The sequence below is a fragment of the Bacillus sp. 2175 genome (assembly GCF_057812155.1).
Genome location: NZ_CM173819.1, coordinates 4,804,297 through 4,818,527 on the forward strand (window position 1 = coordinate 4,804,297; position 14,231 = coordinate 4,818,527).

Here is a 14,231-nt window from a genome sequence, read left to right on the forward strand (position 1 = left end):
CAGTAACAATATCTTTATGACTGACTACCCTCCCTCTAACTGTACATACTAAAACAAAAAATAAATTCACAAACAACCCTATTGACAAAAATACCAACCCGTAACTATAATGATTACAACAGTTTGTAACAAACCTAATTACAACAAATTCATTTACTTTCAGATATACACTTTAACAAAACACTTTGGAGGGATTTATTATGAAAATCGGAATTATCGGAGCAACTGGTAAAGCAGGAAGTCGTATTTTAAAAGAAGCATTGAATCGCGGACATGAAGTAACTGCAATCGTAAGAAACGCTGCAAAAATTACAGAAGAAAACGTAAAAGTTTTAGAGAAAGATGTATTCTCTCTTACATCTAACGACCTGCAGGCATTTGACGTAGTTGTAAATGCATTCGGTGCTCCAGCAGGCGAAGAACACCTTCACGTAGATGCAGGAAACGTACTTATTGAAGCTATGAAAGGTGCACCAAATACAAAATTACTTGTAGTTGGAGGCGCTGGAAGCTTATTTGTAGACAAAGAGAAAACAACACGTGTATTTGAGACACCAGGTTTCCCGAAAGAATATCTTGCAACAGCTCAAAACCAAGGTAAAAACTTAGAAATTTTACAACAAACAAATGATATCACTTGGACATTCATCAGCCCTTCTGCACTATTCGCATTAGGAAAACGCACTGGTTCTTACAAAGCTGGCAAAGACAATCTTCTTGTTAACTCAAAAGGTGATAGCTACGTAAGTTACGAAGACTTCGCAGTTGCAGCACTTGATGAGATTGAAAACCCAAAACATGTAAACGAACGCTTCACAGTAGTTTCTGAAGCTGAATAATAAAAAAAGCTCGTAAAACATAATGTTTTACGAGCTTTTTCTTATTATTGCACTTGCTCTAAACCATTTGGAGTAATCTTAAAGGAAATTTCTTTAAACTTTTTCTTATCTCCTTTTCCAACTAACTCACTCTTTTTATACCAACTTAAACGATCTGACTCGGCATGATACACTTTCAATACGTCACCATACTCGAACGCCATACCATTTACTTGTTCTGCAAAATTCTGCGAAGTTTCTTGTCCTTCTGCGGTTACATGCTTTTTCTCAGTTCCATTTTGATCATAAATCGTAAGGCCTATATACTGTTCATTTACAAAGCGATAATGAATCTCATCATTTGTAAATGTTGCATGTAATTTCTTTTCAGCGTGGTTTAACGTAATAATTGAACGTGTAACATCGGACACACCTTGATAGACTAGACTATCCCCATATGTCACCTCTACAGGAACTTCCGTCACTTTCTTATTTCCAAATCGATCTTTCGTTTCTACTTTTACTGTTTGCTGACCAATTTTTGTCGTATCTATTTTCCCTACAAAACCTACTACTTCTCCACCCTGTACTTCAACAAAGTTCTTCGCGTCTAGCGTTTCGCTATTTGTTCCGATTACTACTTGCTGCGGATTTGCTTTTACTGTTTGCTCACCGTCTAATCTTTCAAATCCATTTTCAGTTATTTTGAAGACTAATTCCTTTATCTCTTTACTTTTTCCTTCGCCCACATATACATCTTTTTGATACCAATGTAAACGAGAAGATTCCGCATGATATACTTTCACTACATCTCCATACTCAAATGCAATTCCATTTACCTCCTTAGCAAATTCTTGCGTATTCTCTAAACCTTTTACTGCTATATTTTTCTTCACTCTTCCTTCTTTATCGTACAATGTGAATTCAAAATACTTTTCATCTTTAAAGTAATCATGAATTAGGTTCTTTGTATCTGTCGCACTCAGTTTTTTCGTATCATGATGTAAAGTTACAATTGATTTTAAGTCACCATCTCTATAGCTCAGCCCATATACAAGTAGGCTATCTCCATATGTTACTGTTAGAGGAACTTCTGTCACTTTCTTATTTCCAAATCGATCTTTCGTTTCTACTTTTACTTTTTGTTCTCCGATTTTTGATGTATTTGGTTTTTCTGCAAAACCAACCACTTCTCCATCTTTTACTTGTACAAATTCTTTCGGATCTAGTTTGTCTACATCCATTCCGACTACTACTTTTTGCGGTTTCGCCGTCACTTCTTGTAAACTCTCTTTTAATTCGAACCCTTGCTCAGTGATTTGGAATAATTTCTCTTTTTTATTTTTAGCCTTCCCTTGATCTACAAGTGTATTATTTTGGTACAACTTCAGACGATCCGGTTCTGCATGGAATACTTTTACTACATCACCATATTCAAAATCCAATTCATTTAGTTCCATCGCAAATCTTTTTCCCGTTTCTTGTCCTTCTGCAGATACACGTTTCTTTTCAATCCCATTTCGATCATATAGCGTTAAGCCCATATATTCTTCTTTTTCAAAACGGTAATGTATTTCATTATTAGTAAAGTTTACATTTAATTTCTTCTTATTGTGGTGAAGTGTCACTGTCGACATTACATCATCTGAAAGTCCTTGAAAAACTATACTGTCATCATAAAATCCGTTAACTTGGACAGGAATTGAATTTTTATTTCCTTTCTCATCCCCAATTTCTACTAACACTTCCTGTTTACCATTCTCTAGTTTAGGCCATACAATCTTTCCTGTTACTTTTACATTCTCACCTAAATTTCGAACAAGTTTACTTGCTTCATTCTCGTCAGAATCTGTACCAACTAAAAGATTTTGTACTTCATTAGCAGGTTCACCATATGGAACCTTATACGGTTCAACTTGCTTCTCACGAATATCATTACTATCTGTAGCTTTCCAGATTTCCTTTTCTAATTTAGGTAACTTTGATTTTTCTATTTTCTCTCTAATATCATCATTTGGTGTTAATCCCCATTCCTCAAAGAAAGGAATTAAATTTTGCCCTGCCACTTGCGATGTCATATAAATAAATAGCTGCTTTTTCTCTTCATCAGAATGAGGCATTTCACTCTGAGGTAACAAACGATAAGCTTGATGTAACCTAGGATAAAAATGTTCTCCATACACTACATTTAATTGCCAAAACATTGTAAGAGGATTAATGTCATCAATGAATCTTTCTGCTTTAGGCTTCTCTAAATACTCAAATGAGTTTTTATAGTGCTCATCCATTTCTAATTGATTCCCTAACGCCTTTTGAACAGCTAATGAGTAAATATTTACTGTTACTTCCCTTACTTTAGACCACTTCCACGGTTCTTGCTGATGTAAATGACCAACTTCATGCCACGGTCCCCATCCATCCTTCTCAAGTACCTCTATATCTAAAACTCTATTCATTGCAGTTGGAATATATCCTGTATGATAATGTTTTGCAAACATAAAGTCCCCTTTAGCAGGCTTCCGTTTTTCAACAAACTGAACATAATGAGTTGGAGATTTTGCAAACCCAACACTGTCCTCAGATAATCCTGCCACTGCGTTTTCTAAACGGATAATCTTATCATGCAATTTCATTAAATCTGTTGGATCCGTATTCTTCATATATTTCTGCACAGAATCGTAAGTAGTAGTAATTAAGCTTCTCTCACCTTTTAATTCAACTGCATAAGGATCCTTATATTTTTTTAACATTTCATCCCAATCTTTTTTTGTATGCTTACCTAAAATAAATAAAGGAAAGTGACTACCACCATTTGTAACGGAAGCTGTTACTTCTCCTTCGTTATTCATATTATAAAAATATAAAATACCGCCTCTTGAAGATGAAATAACATTTTTCCCTGGTTTTAAATTAAACTCCTCTGGGTCCTTTTCATCATAAGATCTCGTTCCAATAAAAGCTTGGATAGACTGCGTTCCTTTTATGTCAATTGTAATCTCTTCATTTGGCTCTGCATAAATTCCAGTCGGTTCATTAGCGGAAAGTTTCCAAGTAACTCTTAAACGATTATTTTCTTCTACGCTACCTTTCCCCGGCAACTGAAATACTCTCTGCTCAAACTTATTCTCTTTTACCTCTTCTAATTTCCCACCTTTATTTTCTTCCAAAGGTGCTGCATATCCTTTCGATGCTTCGAAAGCTACTGGCGATAATAATGTAGATATACATATTCCAGCTACTAATACCCTACTCGTCTTTTTCTTCGACATAATCTGTGTCCCCTGTTCCTTTATTTAGATAAACTACCCTATATATTCATCTAATAAGTAATCCTATTATTCCTATAAAAACATTTGATGAATGGACTAACACCTCGCGCACCTGTATATATTACTACCGCATTTCTCTCCATGCATTCGCTTTCTTACATTGTAAAATTTATATGTAATATGCCCTCCTCACTTCTCTCTATTTGTGATGAGTTCTCTTGCTACATAAAAAAGAGAATAGTAAAAGATATTTTTCAGTATTGTCATCTATACATCTAAAAATAACAATAAAAACTTACATTTTCTTCATATATGACCATCTATAGGTAGTTTTTCCAAATGAATTTTACACGCTTTACACTTTGTTTGATAGCCTCTCTAATTAGAATAATGTTACAATTTCGTGAATAAAATCTATTTATTGCAACGTTTAGATTTTGTCACATTTTATTATTTTTAAATACTTTTTAAAACGTTAAAATAGTGTTTCACTCGATTAATTATTATCTTGATATACCTTTAAAGAATTCATATAAAAAAGCATTGGCATACGCCAATGCTTTTTCATTATCTCTTTTGATTCGGTTTATGCGGTTCATTTGGAGTATATGGCTTATTTGGTTTATTTGGAGCCTCAGCCTTTTTCCAACTTACCGCTAACTCTGGACTTGTTTTTTCTTCACTACGCTCAAGTAATACTACTGCATTTTGAATAGTCGATGTACCTTTATGCGCAATCCCTTGTAATTTCGTTAAATTTCCTGATACTTTAAAGCTAAATCCACCAGCTGGTGTTTGTTTTGGAATTAAAATGCGGAACTTTTCTCCTACATTAAATTCTGTTTTTGTTTCGCCTTTTTCATTTGCAAATTTCACGCCCGCTGGTGCACCTGTTGCTTGTACTTTATACGTTCCGCTTTTTGCATTTGTTTCTACTGTATATAAACCTGTTTCAAAGAAATCATTTTTTAATACTGCTTCTTGTTCTTCTGTAGGAGTTACACTCATCGTAATTTCTTGTAACTCTTCACTAGCGCTTGCTTTTGCAACGATGTCTTTCGTTACTTTCTCTACATTTTTATTGCGGAAATCTAAATCATTAATATCGATTTGTTTTAACGCATTCCACACTGCAAGCTGCGTTGCGTAATGTGCTTCTCTCCAATCAGAAACACCTAATTCTTGTGGACTCTTTTGTGGATATCCATTCAATAGTACACGGTATACGTTAATATCCACTTTCCCCATTTCCGGTAAATCTTGACCGCTTGGAGATTTCAAATCTACATTTAAGCAAAAAGCAATTTTGCCATCTGCGGTTTTAATAAGCTCTGTTCGAATTGGTTTCTTCTTTGACTTACTATAACTCCAATTCATTTCATACTTTGTATGGTCCATAACTTCTGCAAATGCTTTTTGAAGCGGGAATAACACAAATAAAACACTTAAAAACATAGCTAAAATCTTGAACGATTGCTTTATATTCATGTTTACAGCCCCTTATCACAAACTTAATACTAAGTAGTATTTATTTAGAAACTATTTTTATGCACAAAAAAAGAGTGCTTTTACGCACTCTTCTTTCTTACTTTAATCTTAGAAATCGAAGTTATCAGGATCTGGACCAACGCGGTGATTTTGATTTAACGCATCGATTTTTTCCATATCTTCTTTCGTTAATTCGAAATTAAATATATCGGCATTTGCAATAATGCGGTGTTCTTTCGTTGATTTTGGAATAGTGATTACTCCATTTTGAAGATCCCAACGTAAAATAACTTGCGCTGTTGTTTTACCGTGTTTCTCAGCAATTTCTTGTAATTTTTCGTTATCTAATAATTGACCTTGCATAAGTGGTGACCATGCTTCCATTTGAATACCTTGTTCTTTACAGAAAGCTTGTAATTCTTTTTGTGTTAAACGAGGGTGGTATTCTACTTGGTTAATCATTGGTTTAATTTCTGCATCTTTCATTACATCTTGTAAGTGATGAATTTGGAAATTACTTACCCCAATTGCACGTACGCGTTTTTCGTTATAAAGTGTTTCTAACGCTCTCCACGTATCTTTATATTTCCCTTCTACAGGCCAATGAACAAGGTATAAATCTAAATAATCCAGCTCTAATTTTTTTAAGCTTTCTTCATATGCAGCAAGTGTCGTTTCATATCCTTGATCCGAATTCCACACTTTTGAAGTAATGAATAAATCTTCACGAGAAATGCCTGCTTCTTTTATACCCGCGCGAATTCCTTCACCTACAGCTTTTTCATTTCCGTAAATTGCAGCTGTATCAATGCTGCGGTATCCTGCTTTAATCGCCGATTTCACTGCTTCTACAAGTTCTGGTCCATCCTCTACTTTAAATACACCTAAACCGAACCAAGGCATTTCTACACCATTATTTAATACTGTTTTACTTTGTAAGTTTTTCATTTTATTTTCTCTCCTTTTATTTTACTTGATCTCTTTTTTCTAATGTCATACTCCACGCAGTTAAAACAACAGCACCTACTACCATAATTCCACCTACCCAAGCCGTATGAATTAATCCTAACGAGTTCGTTACAATACCGCCCAAGTAAGCACCAAGAGCAATTCCTGCGTTAAATGCTGCAATGTTAATCGCCGATGCTACATCAACAGCGCTAGGTACAAACCTCTCAGCTAATATAACAACATACACTTGTAGCCCTGGAACATTCATAAATGCGAATAGTCCCATGAAAATAATTGTGATGAATCCAGCGACTTTAAATGGCGCTGTAAATGTTAAAACAAATAATATAATCGCTTGAATAAAGAACATGTAAAATAACGCTCGAATCGGATTATGATTTGATAATTTTCCCCCGACCATATTCCCAATCGCAATTGCAATTCCGTATACTAACAAAATAATTGTAACGGTACTTGCTTTAAATCCTGTTACTTCTTGTAATAACGGAGATAAATACGTAAATGTTACGAACGTTCCCCCGTATCCTAATGCAGTAATAATAAATACAAGTAACAGTCTTCCATTCGTAATCAGCTTAAATTGATCGCGAAATGATACAGACGTACTTTTTTTTAAATTAGAAGGAATTAGCATACTATTGGCGATTAAAGCAACGATTCCAATGGCCACAATAACAATAAACGAGGCCCTCCAGCCAAATTGTTGACCGATAAATGTTCCAATTGGTACACCTGTAATAGTCGCAACAGTTAAACCAGTAAACATAAATGCTATTGCACTTGCACGTTTATTCTCAGGTACAAGCGCAGCCGCAATTGTAGATCCAATTGACATAAAAATACCATGCGCAAATGCAGATACAACCCTCGCAATAAGTAACACAGTAAAACTTGTTGCTACCGCCGCAATTCCATTACCAATAATGAAAATAATCATAATCCACATTAATAACGTCTTTCGCGACATACTAGCTGTTAATGACGTTAATACTGGAGCACCAAACGCTACTCCTAATGCATATAAAGAAACAGTTAACCCCGCTGTTGTAACAGAAACATGTAAATCCTCTGAGATAGATGGTAATAAGCCGACACTAATAAATTCAGTTGTACCAATTCCAAACGCACTAATTGCTAGTGCTAATAAAGCAAACATACTTCTCCGATTCGTCTGCATAACCGAAGAAGATACTGTATATGAATTCAATTGAACTCCTCCTTAATGCGAGAAATCCAATCATAATAGTATGATAAAAAGGCCTTTTTATCTTCTACAAAAATAACTTTACTGTTGATATACGCTATTATGAATGGCTTTACTCTTTTTTTGAAGAACGCACTTAAAAGTACGATAGGTACCTAAAAGTAACATAGGCACTTTTTAGTACCGTACTACTCATTTCCCTCTTACGTATGCTATTATGGAACATATTCAACATGATAAAAAGTACGTACTTTAAAGTGCTATAGGCACTTTTTAGTAACATTTAATTATTTAGCTTCTTTTGTTGGAGAACTTAAATCTACATTCATCAAAGGAGATTTTTATATGAAGAAATATAATATTCCCGTTGAAGCGACTTTAGAGGTTATCGGTGGAAAATGGAAGGTTGTTATCCTTTGTCATCTAACGAAAGGCACAAAAAGAACGAGTGAACTAAAACGTTTAATGCCTGGGATTACACAAAAAATGTTAACTCAGCAATTACGTGAATTAGAAGACGATGGGGTTATTCAAAGAAAGGTATACAATCAAGTACCACCAAAAGTAGAATATTCACTTACAGAATACGGTTGGTCTTTAGAGTCCATTCTTGATTCTCTTTGTACTTGGGGCGAATGCCATCTTGAAAAAAGCGGTAACACATCGATGCTAATTGTAGAAGGTGAATAATAGGAAAAAGGAAAAAACGAACATGAATTTGTTCATTTTTTCCTTTTTTTCTTTATATGTATATACATTTCTAACTGGAACAAAATATTTTATACGCTTTCATACCTTGTCAGCACTACGTTATACACTCAATATCAAATAATTAGGAATCATTTTTATGTTAACATAGGTGTATATAGTATATAATATAGGATATATATTATATACACTTTCCGGTAACGGAGCTTTTCCATTATGCGGACAAGCCATGTATCGGACAGTTCATAAATAATAAGTAAGACGTTATGGTTTTAGATTTATGTTTGCAGCTTACTTGCTGTCATAAATTTAAAGGCATTTTATTGTGTTTTGTGAAACTTTGTATAAAGTTTCGTAAACGTTTACTATCTTACTTATAAAAAATAAGAGTATTGCTATCGTAAAGGAGAATTGGAGATGCCAGAAACTATGACTCAAACAAAGCCAGAACAAGAAACTGTACAAATTTCTGCTAGCCAAGGACAACTTGATGTACTTGATCAGTTGTTAAAACCTGAGGTACAAGAATCATTAACAACACTAGTAGAACAGCTTCCAAAATTAACTGAGCTTGTTAACATTTTAACTAAGTCTTATGACTTCGCTCAAACTGTTGCTACTGATGAAGTATTAAAAAGCGACACTGTTGGTGCAATTACAGAGCTTGTAGAACCTGTAAAAGATACAGTGAAAAGCATGGCTGCAACTGCAATCGAAGCGAAAGATCGTGCTGAAGAAAGCAACGAAGTTATCGGCCTATTCGGCCTGTTAAAATTACTAAAAGATCCACAAGCACAAAAAATGTTCCGCTTTGTGAACGCATATCTTCAAATTAGTGCAGAACGTAACAATAAATAATTTAACTTATAACAACAATTAGTAAAGACGGGGGATATCATACTATGTCAAAACAAATTGTCATCTTAGGCGCTGGTTATGGCGGTCTTCTTGCCGCTTTAAACGTACGTAAATATTACAGCAAATCAGAAGCACAAGTTACAGTGATTAACCAATACCCAACACACCAAATCATCACTGAACTACACCGCCTTGCAGCTGGTAACGTGTCTGAGCAAGCAGTTGCAATGCCACTTACAAAGCTTTTCAAAGGGAAAGACATCGATCTTAAAATCGCAACAGTTGAGTCATTCTCAGTTGATAGCAAAGAAATCAAACTAGCTGGTGGCACTACTTTATCTTACGATGCACTTGTAGTTGCTTTAGGAAGTAAAACTGCTTACTTCGGTATTCCAGGACTAGAAGAAAACAGCATGGTATTAAAATCGGCTGCTGATGCAAACAAAATCTACAAACACGTTGAAGACCGTATTCGTGAATACGCGAAAACGAAAAACGAAGCTGATGCTACAATCGTAATCGGTGGTGGCGGATTAACTGGCGTTGAGCTAGTTGGTGAGCTTGCTGACATTATGCCTAAACTTGCAAAAAGCCACGGCGTAAATCCAAAAGAAGTGAAACTTCTTCTTGTTGAAGCAGGTCCAAAAATCCTTCCAGTATTACCAGACCACTTAATCGAACGTGCAACTACTAGCCTAGAAGCACGCGGTGTTACATTCTTAACTGGTCTTCCTGTAACAAACGTTGCTGGCAATGAAATCGACTTAAAAGACGGTCAAAAACTTGTTGCTAACACATTCGTTTGGACAGGCGGCGTACAAGGTAACCCATTAATCGGTGAATCAGGTCTTGAAGTTAACCGTGGACGTGCAACAGTTGATGCATACCTACAATCTACTTCTCACAAAGACGTATTCGTTGCTGGAGACAGCGCTGTTGTCTTCGCTCCAGACGGACGTCCATACCCACCAACTGCACAAATCGCTTGGCAAATGGGTGAGTTAATTGGATACAACTTATACGCAGCACTAGAAGGCAAAGCATTGGAAGAGTTCGCACCTGTAAACTCTGGAACACTTGCTAGTCTAGGACGTAAAGATGCGGTTGCTACAATTGGAGCAAGTAATACTCCACTTAAAGGCTTACCAGCATCATTAATGAAAGAAGCAAGTAACGTTCGTTACTTATCACACATTAAAGGTCTATTCAGCTTAGCTTACTAATCTGAATATAAGCCCGAATCATGCCCTGCATGGTTCGGGCTATTTTTTATCCGTAATTTTCTCTAACTTATTTATTCGTCAAAAAAATTATATACCCTTTAAATTTATCTAAATATACTGACTTTTTATAATGAAAGCTGTCCCGTTCGGAACAGTTCTTATTGTCGCTTTTTGTCGGTAAATCGATATATTGGGAAAATCGCTGATATATTCGGATTTGCGCTGATATATTTCGAAAATCGCCGATATAATTTGAGTTACGGTCGATATATTCGAAAAATCGCCGATATATTTTCCAGCCTTACTTATTATCCTAATTTCACAAGACTGTAGTTCTTCTTCCCTTTACGAATAATAATAAATCTTCCATCAAATGAATTTTCTACAGTAACATCTGTACCCACATCTGTTACTTTCTCACCATTCATAGAAATCGCACCATTATTAATGTCCTCGCGTGCTTGTCGTCTAGATGGTTCAATCCCTAAATCGACTAGCCACTCTACGATGTTTTTCGTCTCTTTTGAAGACTGGAATGTTGGCATTTCTTTAAAGCCTTGTTCAATTTCATCAGCTGTTAACGATTTAATATCTCCGCTAAATAACGCTGCTGTAATTTTCTCAGCTTGCAGGAACGCCTCTTCTCCATGAACAAATTTCGTCATTTCTTCCGCTAACACTTTTTGCGCTTCACGTTTATGAGGCTCTGTTTCTACCTTCGTTGCTAATTCATCAATACGCTCTTTCGTTAAGAACGTAAAGTATTTCAAGTATTTAATTACGTCACGGTCATCTGTATTTACCCAGAACTGGTAAAATTCAAACGGTGTCGTTTTTTCAGGATCAAGCCAAACCGCACCACCCGCTGATTTACCAAACTTCGTACCGTCCGATTTTAATAATAACGGAATCGTTAATCCGAATACTTTCGCCTCATGACCTTCTAACTTACGAATTAAATCTAAACCACTCGTAATATTTCCCCATTGGTCACTGCCACCAATTTGAAGTTGAACATCCTCTTTCGTGTATAAATGGTGGAAGTCCATCGCTTGCAAAATTTGGTACGTGAATTCTGTGAAAGAAATACCTGTATCTAAACGGCTTGCTACAATATCCTTCGCTAACATGCTATTGATGCTAAAGTTTTTCCCGTAATCACGTAAAAACTCAATAATATTTATTTCATGTGTCCAATCATAGTTATTTACCATCTTCACTTCGCTATTTCCACCAAAATCAAATAGCTTTTTCATTTGTGCTGTTAACGCATCTACATTATGCTGAACCACTTCTAACGTTTGAAGCTGACGCTCTGATTGTCGTCCACTCGGATCACCAATTGTTCCTGTTGCCCCGCCAATTAAAATAACAGGATGATGGCCAGCTAATTGGAATCTCTTCATCATCATAAACGGAATCAAATGTCCGATATGCATACTATCACCAGTTGGATCAACTCCGCAGTATAGTGAAATCTTTTTCTCTTCTACTAGCTTACGTAAGCCTTCTTCGTCAGTCTGCTGATTAACGGCGCCGCGCCATTCTAATTCATCAATAATATTCATCTTTTGTCATCCCCTTTATTTTTTAAAAACAAAAAAGCCCCTATGTCTACGATAGACATAGGGACGATTATTCACCGTGTTACCACCCAGTTTGCATAAATAGCATAGCTACTCATACCACTCTTAGCAATAATATCGATTGCTAGTCCGCTTAGCATTACCTAAGATACTCCAGAGTGTAATTCGCAAGTTTGTTTGTGCTAGGTTCCAGCAACCCCTAGCTCTCTCGTTAACAGTGACAAACTGCTACTGGGCTCTTTCAACGTATGTTACTTGTTAAATTATTAGCCATTATATTGAATTGAAAACAAATTGTCAACAATACCCAAATGTTATTTTAAAATAATTCATATCTTCATACGTATTTCGTTATTCTTTATCCTCTCCAATAATCCTTACTTCTCGCTCCAACTTCACGCCAAATTTCTCTTCAACTGTCTTTTGTACGAAGTGAATTAAATCGATGTAATCTTGTGCTGTTCCGTTATCAACATTCACCATAAATCCAGCGTGTTTTAAAGAAACTTCTACTCCACCAATTCGCTTACCTTGTAGTCCTGAGTCTTGAATTAACTTACCAGCAAAGTTATTTGGTGGGCGCTTAAATACGCTACCACATGAAGGATATTCTAGAGGCTGTTTTGACTCACGTTTAAACGTTAAATCATCCATTTTGGCTTTAATTTCTTCATGTACACCTTCTTCAAGTTCAAATCTCGCTTCAAGAATAATGTAATGGTTGTTCGCAAATACACTCTTACGATATCCAAATTCAAATGCTTCTTTCGTCAAAGTACGTAGCTCTCCATCACCTGTCATTACGACAGCTTCTGTTAATACAAACGAAATTTCACCGCCGTATGCACCAGCATTCATATATAATGCTCCGCCAACTGAACCTGGAATACCACAAGCAAACTCAAGACCCGTTAAGTTATGGTCTAAGGCAATACGTGATACGTCAATAATTGCTGCACCACACTGTGCTACAATCGTCGTTCCTGTTACAGTAACACCTGTAATATGAATTAAACTTACTGTAATCCCGCGAATTCCACCATCTTTAATAATGACATTCGATCCATTTCCTAAAAACGTAACTGGAATATTATATTCGTTCGCATATTTAATAACTTCTTGAATTTCATCATAATTTGTAGGCGCAACAAAAACATCTGCTTTTCCGCCAACTTTAATATGCGTATGATTCTTTAACATTTCATCTTGTTTAACATGTCCTTCAGGCAATACCGTACTTAAATATTTATAAACCTCTTGCATATTCATTTTACGATTCCTCTATTTCTATATTCATTTTATCCCGTTATACGGGCCCATAATATCCCCACGTACATGAAAAAACCTAAAGTGGTGGATACAGTGTACCCAAAATCAATTCGAGACACCTATAAACCTCTTAATTTATAAGAGGTGCCACTCATATTAAAATATATATTGCATAATAAAGCAACCCAAATGGACTACTAAACTTGACATGTCATCAGAAAGACAACAATTTGTAAAATATATGACTTTTTCAAAACACTATCCCTCAGTATCTTACTATACCACACAAAAAGAAAGTGGTATTTTTTTGTACTTTTTACTTTATTTACATCAATAAAAAAGAGCACATCCCACAGAATGTGCTCTTTCTATACTCTTTATATTACTTTTCGTTCTCTTCTTTTTCTTTATCAAACCATAACAGCTCATCGTTATCAACTTCACCATTATAATTGATTAAAATTTCTTCTCCTGCTTTTATATCTTTATAAGCATAGAAGTTAAATGTATGATTCTCAAAAACGATGTCATACGTTGCATTCGGTGTATATGAATGATTAAATAACATACCATATCCTAAAAGGATTGCCGTATGATTGATTCCATACTCAAATGCGTAATCAGCAAGTAACGTTTTCTCAATATGTTCATGCTGTTCATTCGGATAAGAGATAACTGGTGCTGCGTGTATCAACTCACCCTTTTTAATATCACGAGTTGCAAATACACCTCTATTAAATTCTCCATCACTAAGTTCAGAAGTCTTAACTTCGATCATATGCGTCACCTATATAATTCTTTCTTTGAAGTATTTTATTCCGCTATTTGCGGATAGC

Annotated in this window: 11 protein-coding genes and 1 other annotated feature; of the genes, 4 read left to right on the plus strand and 7 right to left on the minus strand. The window is 35.5% G+C overall.

Annotated elements, in window-relative coordinates:
- The first annotated feature begins 200 nt into the window (after positions 1-200).
- Entirely contained in the window at positions 201-839 is a 639-nt protein-coding gene (locus ACXKY9_RS25110) for an NAD(P)-dependent oxidoreductase (RefSeq protein ID WP_000689925.1), read from the plus strand.
- A 44-nt stretch (positions 840-883) separates the two neighbouring features.
- Here ACXKY9_RS25110 and ACXKY9_RS25115 read toward each other — a convergent pair whose 3' ends face one another.
- The 4 genes from ACXKY9_RS25115 to ACXKY9_RS25130 form a co-directional block, all read right to left on the minus strand.
- Positions 884-4,087 (minus strand): putative mucin/carbohydrate-binding domain-containing protein, encoded by a 3,204-nt coding sequence (locus ACXKY9_RS25115; protein ID WP_000038383.1) that lies wholly within the window; start codon positions 4,085-4,087, stop codon positions 884-886.
- Positions 4,088-4,654: 567 nt separating this feature from the next.
- Positions 4,655-5,575, minus strand: a complete 921-nt coding sequence (locus ACXKY9_RS25120; RefSeq protein ID WP_001022515.1) for a thioester domain-containing protein — start codon at positions 5,573-5,575, stop codon at positions 4,655-4,657.
- Positions 5,576-5,683: 108 nt separating this feature from the next.
- Positions 5,684-6,523, minus strand: a complete 840-nt coding sequence (locus tag ACXKY9_RS25125) for an aldo/keto reductase (RefSeq protein WP_000793551.1) — start codon at positions 6,521-6,523, stop codon at positions 5,684-5,686.
- Between the two features lie 16 nt (positions 6,524-6,539).
- Complete coding sequence (locus ACXKY9_RS25130; RefSeq protein WP_165370620.1) at positions 6,540-7,724, minus strand: MFS transporter; 1,185 nt, start codon at positions 7,722-7,724, stop codon at positions 6,540-6,542.
- Positions 7,725-8,096: 372 nt separating this feature from the next.
- On the opposite strand from ACXKY9_RS25130, the gene ACXKY9_RS25135 reads away from it, so the two are divergent.
- From ACXKY9_RS25135 to ACXKY9_RS25145, 3 genes are all read left to right on the plus strand, one after another.
- Positions 8,097-8,441: a winged helix-turn-helix transcriptional regulator gene (locus ACXKY9_RS25135; protein ID WP_000760475.1), complete on the plus strand. Its 345-nt coding sequence runs from the start codon at positions 8,097-8,099 to the stop codon at positions 8,439-8,441.
- A gap of 435 nt (positions 8,442-8,876) precedes the next feature.
- Entirely contained in the window at positions 8,877-9,317 is a 441-nt protein-coding gene (locus ACXKY9_RS25140; protein ID WP_001115311.1) for a DUF1641 domain-containing protein, read from the plus strand.
- Between the two features lie 44 nt (positions 9,318-9,361).
- The gene (locus tag ACXKY9_RS25145; protein WP_000043203.1) at positions 9,362-10,540 is read left to right on the plus strand and encodes an NAD(P)/FAD-dependent oxidoreductase; all 1,179 of its coding nucleotides are present in this window, start codon (positions 9,362-9,364) and stop codon (positions 10,538-10,540) included.
- A gap of 308 nt (positions 10,541-10,848) precedes the next feature.
- Here ACXKY9_RS25145 and tyrS read toward each other — a convergent pair whose 3' ends face one another.
- The 3 genes from tyrS to ACXKY9_RS25160 all read right to left on the minus strand — a co-directional run bounded on the left by tyrS (position 10,849) and on the right by ACXKY9_RS25160 (position 14,173).
- The gene (gene tyrS / locus ACXKY9_RS25150; RefSeq protein WP_001021098.1) at positions 10,849-12,108 is read right to left on the minus strand and encodes a tyrosine--tRNA ligase; all 1,260 of its coding nucleotides are present in this window, start codon (positions 12,106-12,108) and stop codon (positions 10,849-10,851) included.
- Between the two features lie 56 nt (positions 12,109-12,164).
- Positions 12,165-12,380, minus strand: a binding site (T-box leader).
- A 97-nt stretch (positions 12,381-12,477) separates the two neighbouring features.
- Entirely contained in the window at positions 12,478-13,395 is a 918-nt protein-coding gene (gene murB, locus ACXKY9_RS25155) for a UDP-N-acetylmuramate dehydrogenase (protein ID WP_001057102.1), read from the minus strand.
- A 382-nt stretch (positions 13,396-13,777) separates the two neighbouring features.
- Positions 13,778-14,173: an SET domain-containing protein gene (locus ACXKY9_RS25160; RefSeq protein WP_000573649.1), complete on the minus strand. Its 396-nt coding sequence runs from the start codon at positions 14,171-14,173 to the stop codon at positions 13,778-13,780.
- Positions 14,174-14,231 lie beyond the last annotated feature (58 nt).

Coding starts and splice junctions, on each gene's coding strand:
- ACXKY9_RS25110 (WP_000689925.1), top strand. CDS start 201: ATGAAAATCGGAATTATCGGAGCAACTGGTAAAGCAGGAAGTCGTATT.
- ACXKY9_RS25115 (WP_000038383.1), bottom strand. CDS start 4,087: ATGTCGAAGAAAAAGACGAGTAGGGTATTAGTAGCTGGAATATGTATA.
- ACXKY9_RS25120 (WP_001022515.1), bottom strand. CDS start 5,575: ATGAATATAAAGCAATCGTTCAAGATTTTAGCTATGTTTTTAAGTGTT.
- ACXKY9_RS25125 (WP_000793551.1), bottom strand. CDS start 6,523: ATGAAAAACTTACAAAGTAAAACAGTATTAAATAATGGTGTAGAAATG.
- ACXKY9_RS25130 (WP_165370620.1), bottom strand. CDS start 7,724: ATGCAGACGAATCGGAGAAGTATGTTTGCTTTATTAGCACTAGCAATT.
- ACXKY9_RS25135 (WP_000760475.1), top strand. CDS start 8,097: ATGAAGAAATATAATATTCCCGTTGAAGCGACTTTAGAGGTTATCGGT.
- ACXKY9_RS25140 (WP_001115311.1), top strand. CDS start 8,877: ATGCCAGAAACTATGACTCAAACAAAGCCAGAACAAGAAACTGTACAA.
- ACXKY9_RS25145 (WP_000043203.1), top strand. CDS start 9,362: ATGTCAAAACAAATTGTCATCTTAGGCGCTGGTTATGGCGGTCTTCTT.
- tyrS (WP_001021098.1), bottom strand. CDS start 12,108: ATGAATATTATTGATGAATTAGAATGGCGCGGCGCCGTTAATCAGCAG.
- murB (WP_001057102.1), bottom strand. CDS start 13,395: ATGAATATGCAAGAGGTTTATAAATATTTAAGTACGGTATTGCCTGAA.
- ACXKY9_RS25160 (WP_000573649.1), bottom strand. CDS start 14,173: ATGATCGAAGTTAAGACTTCTGAACTTAGTGATGGAGAATTTAATAGA.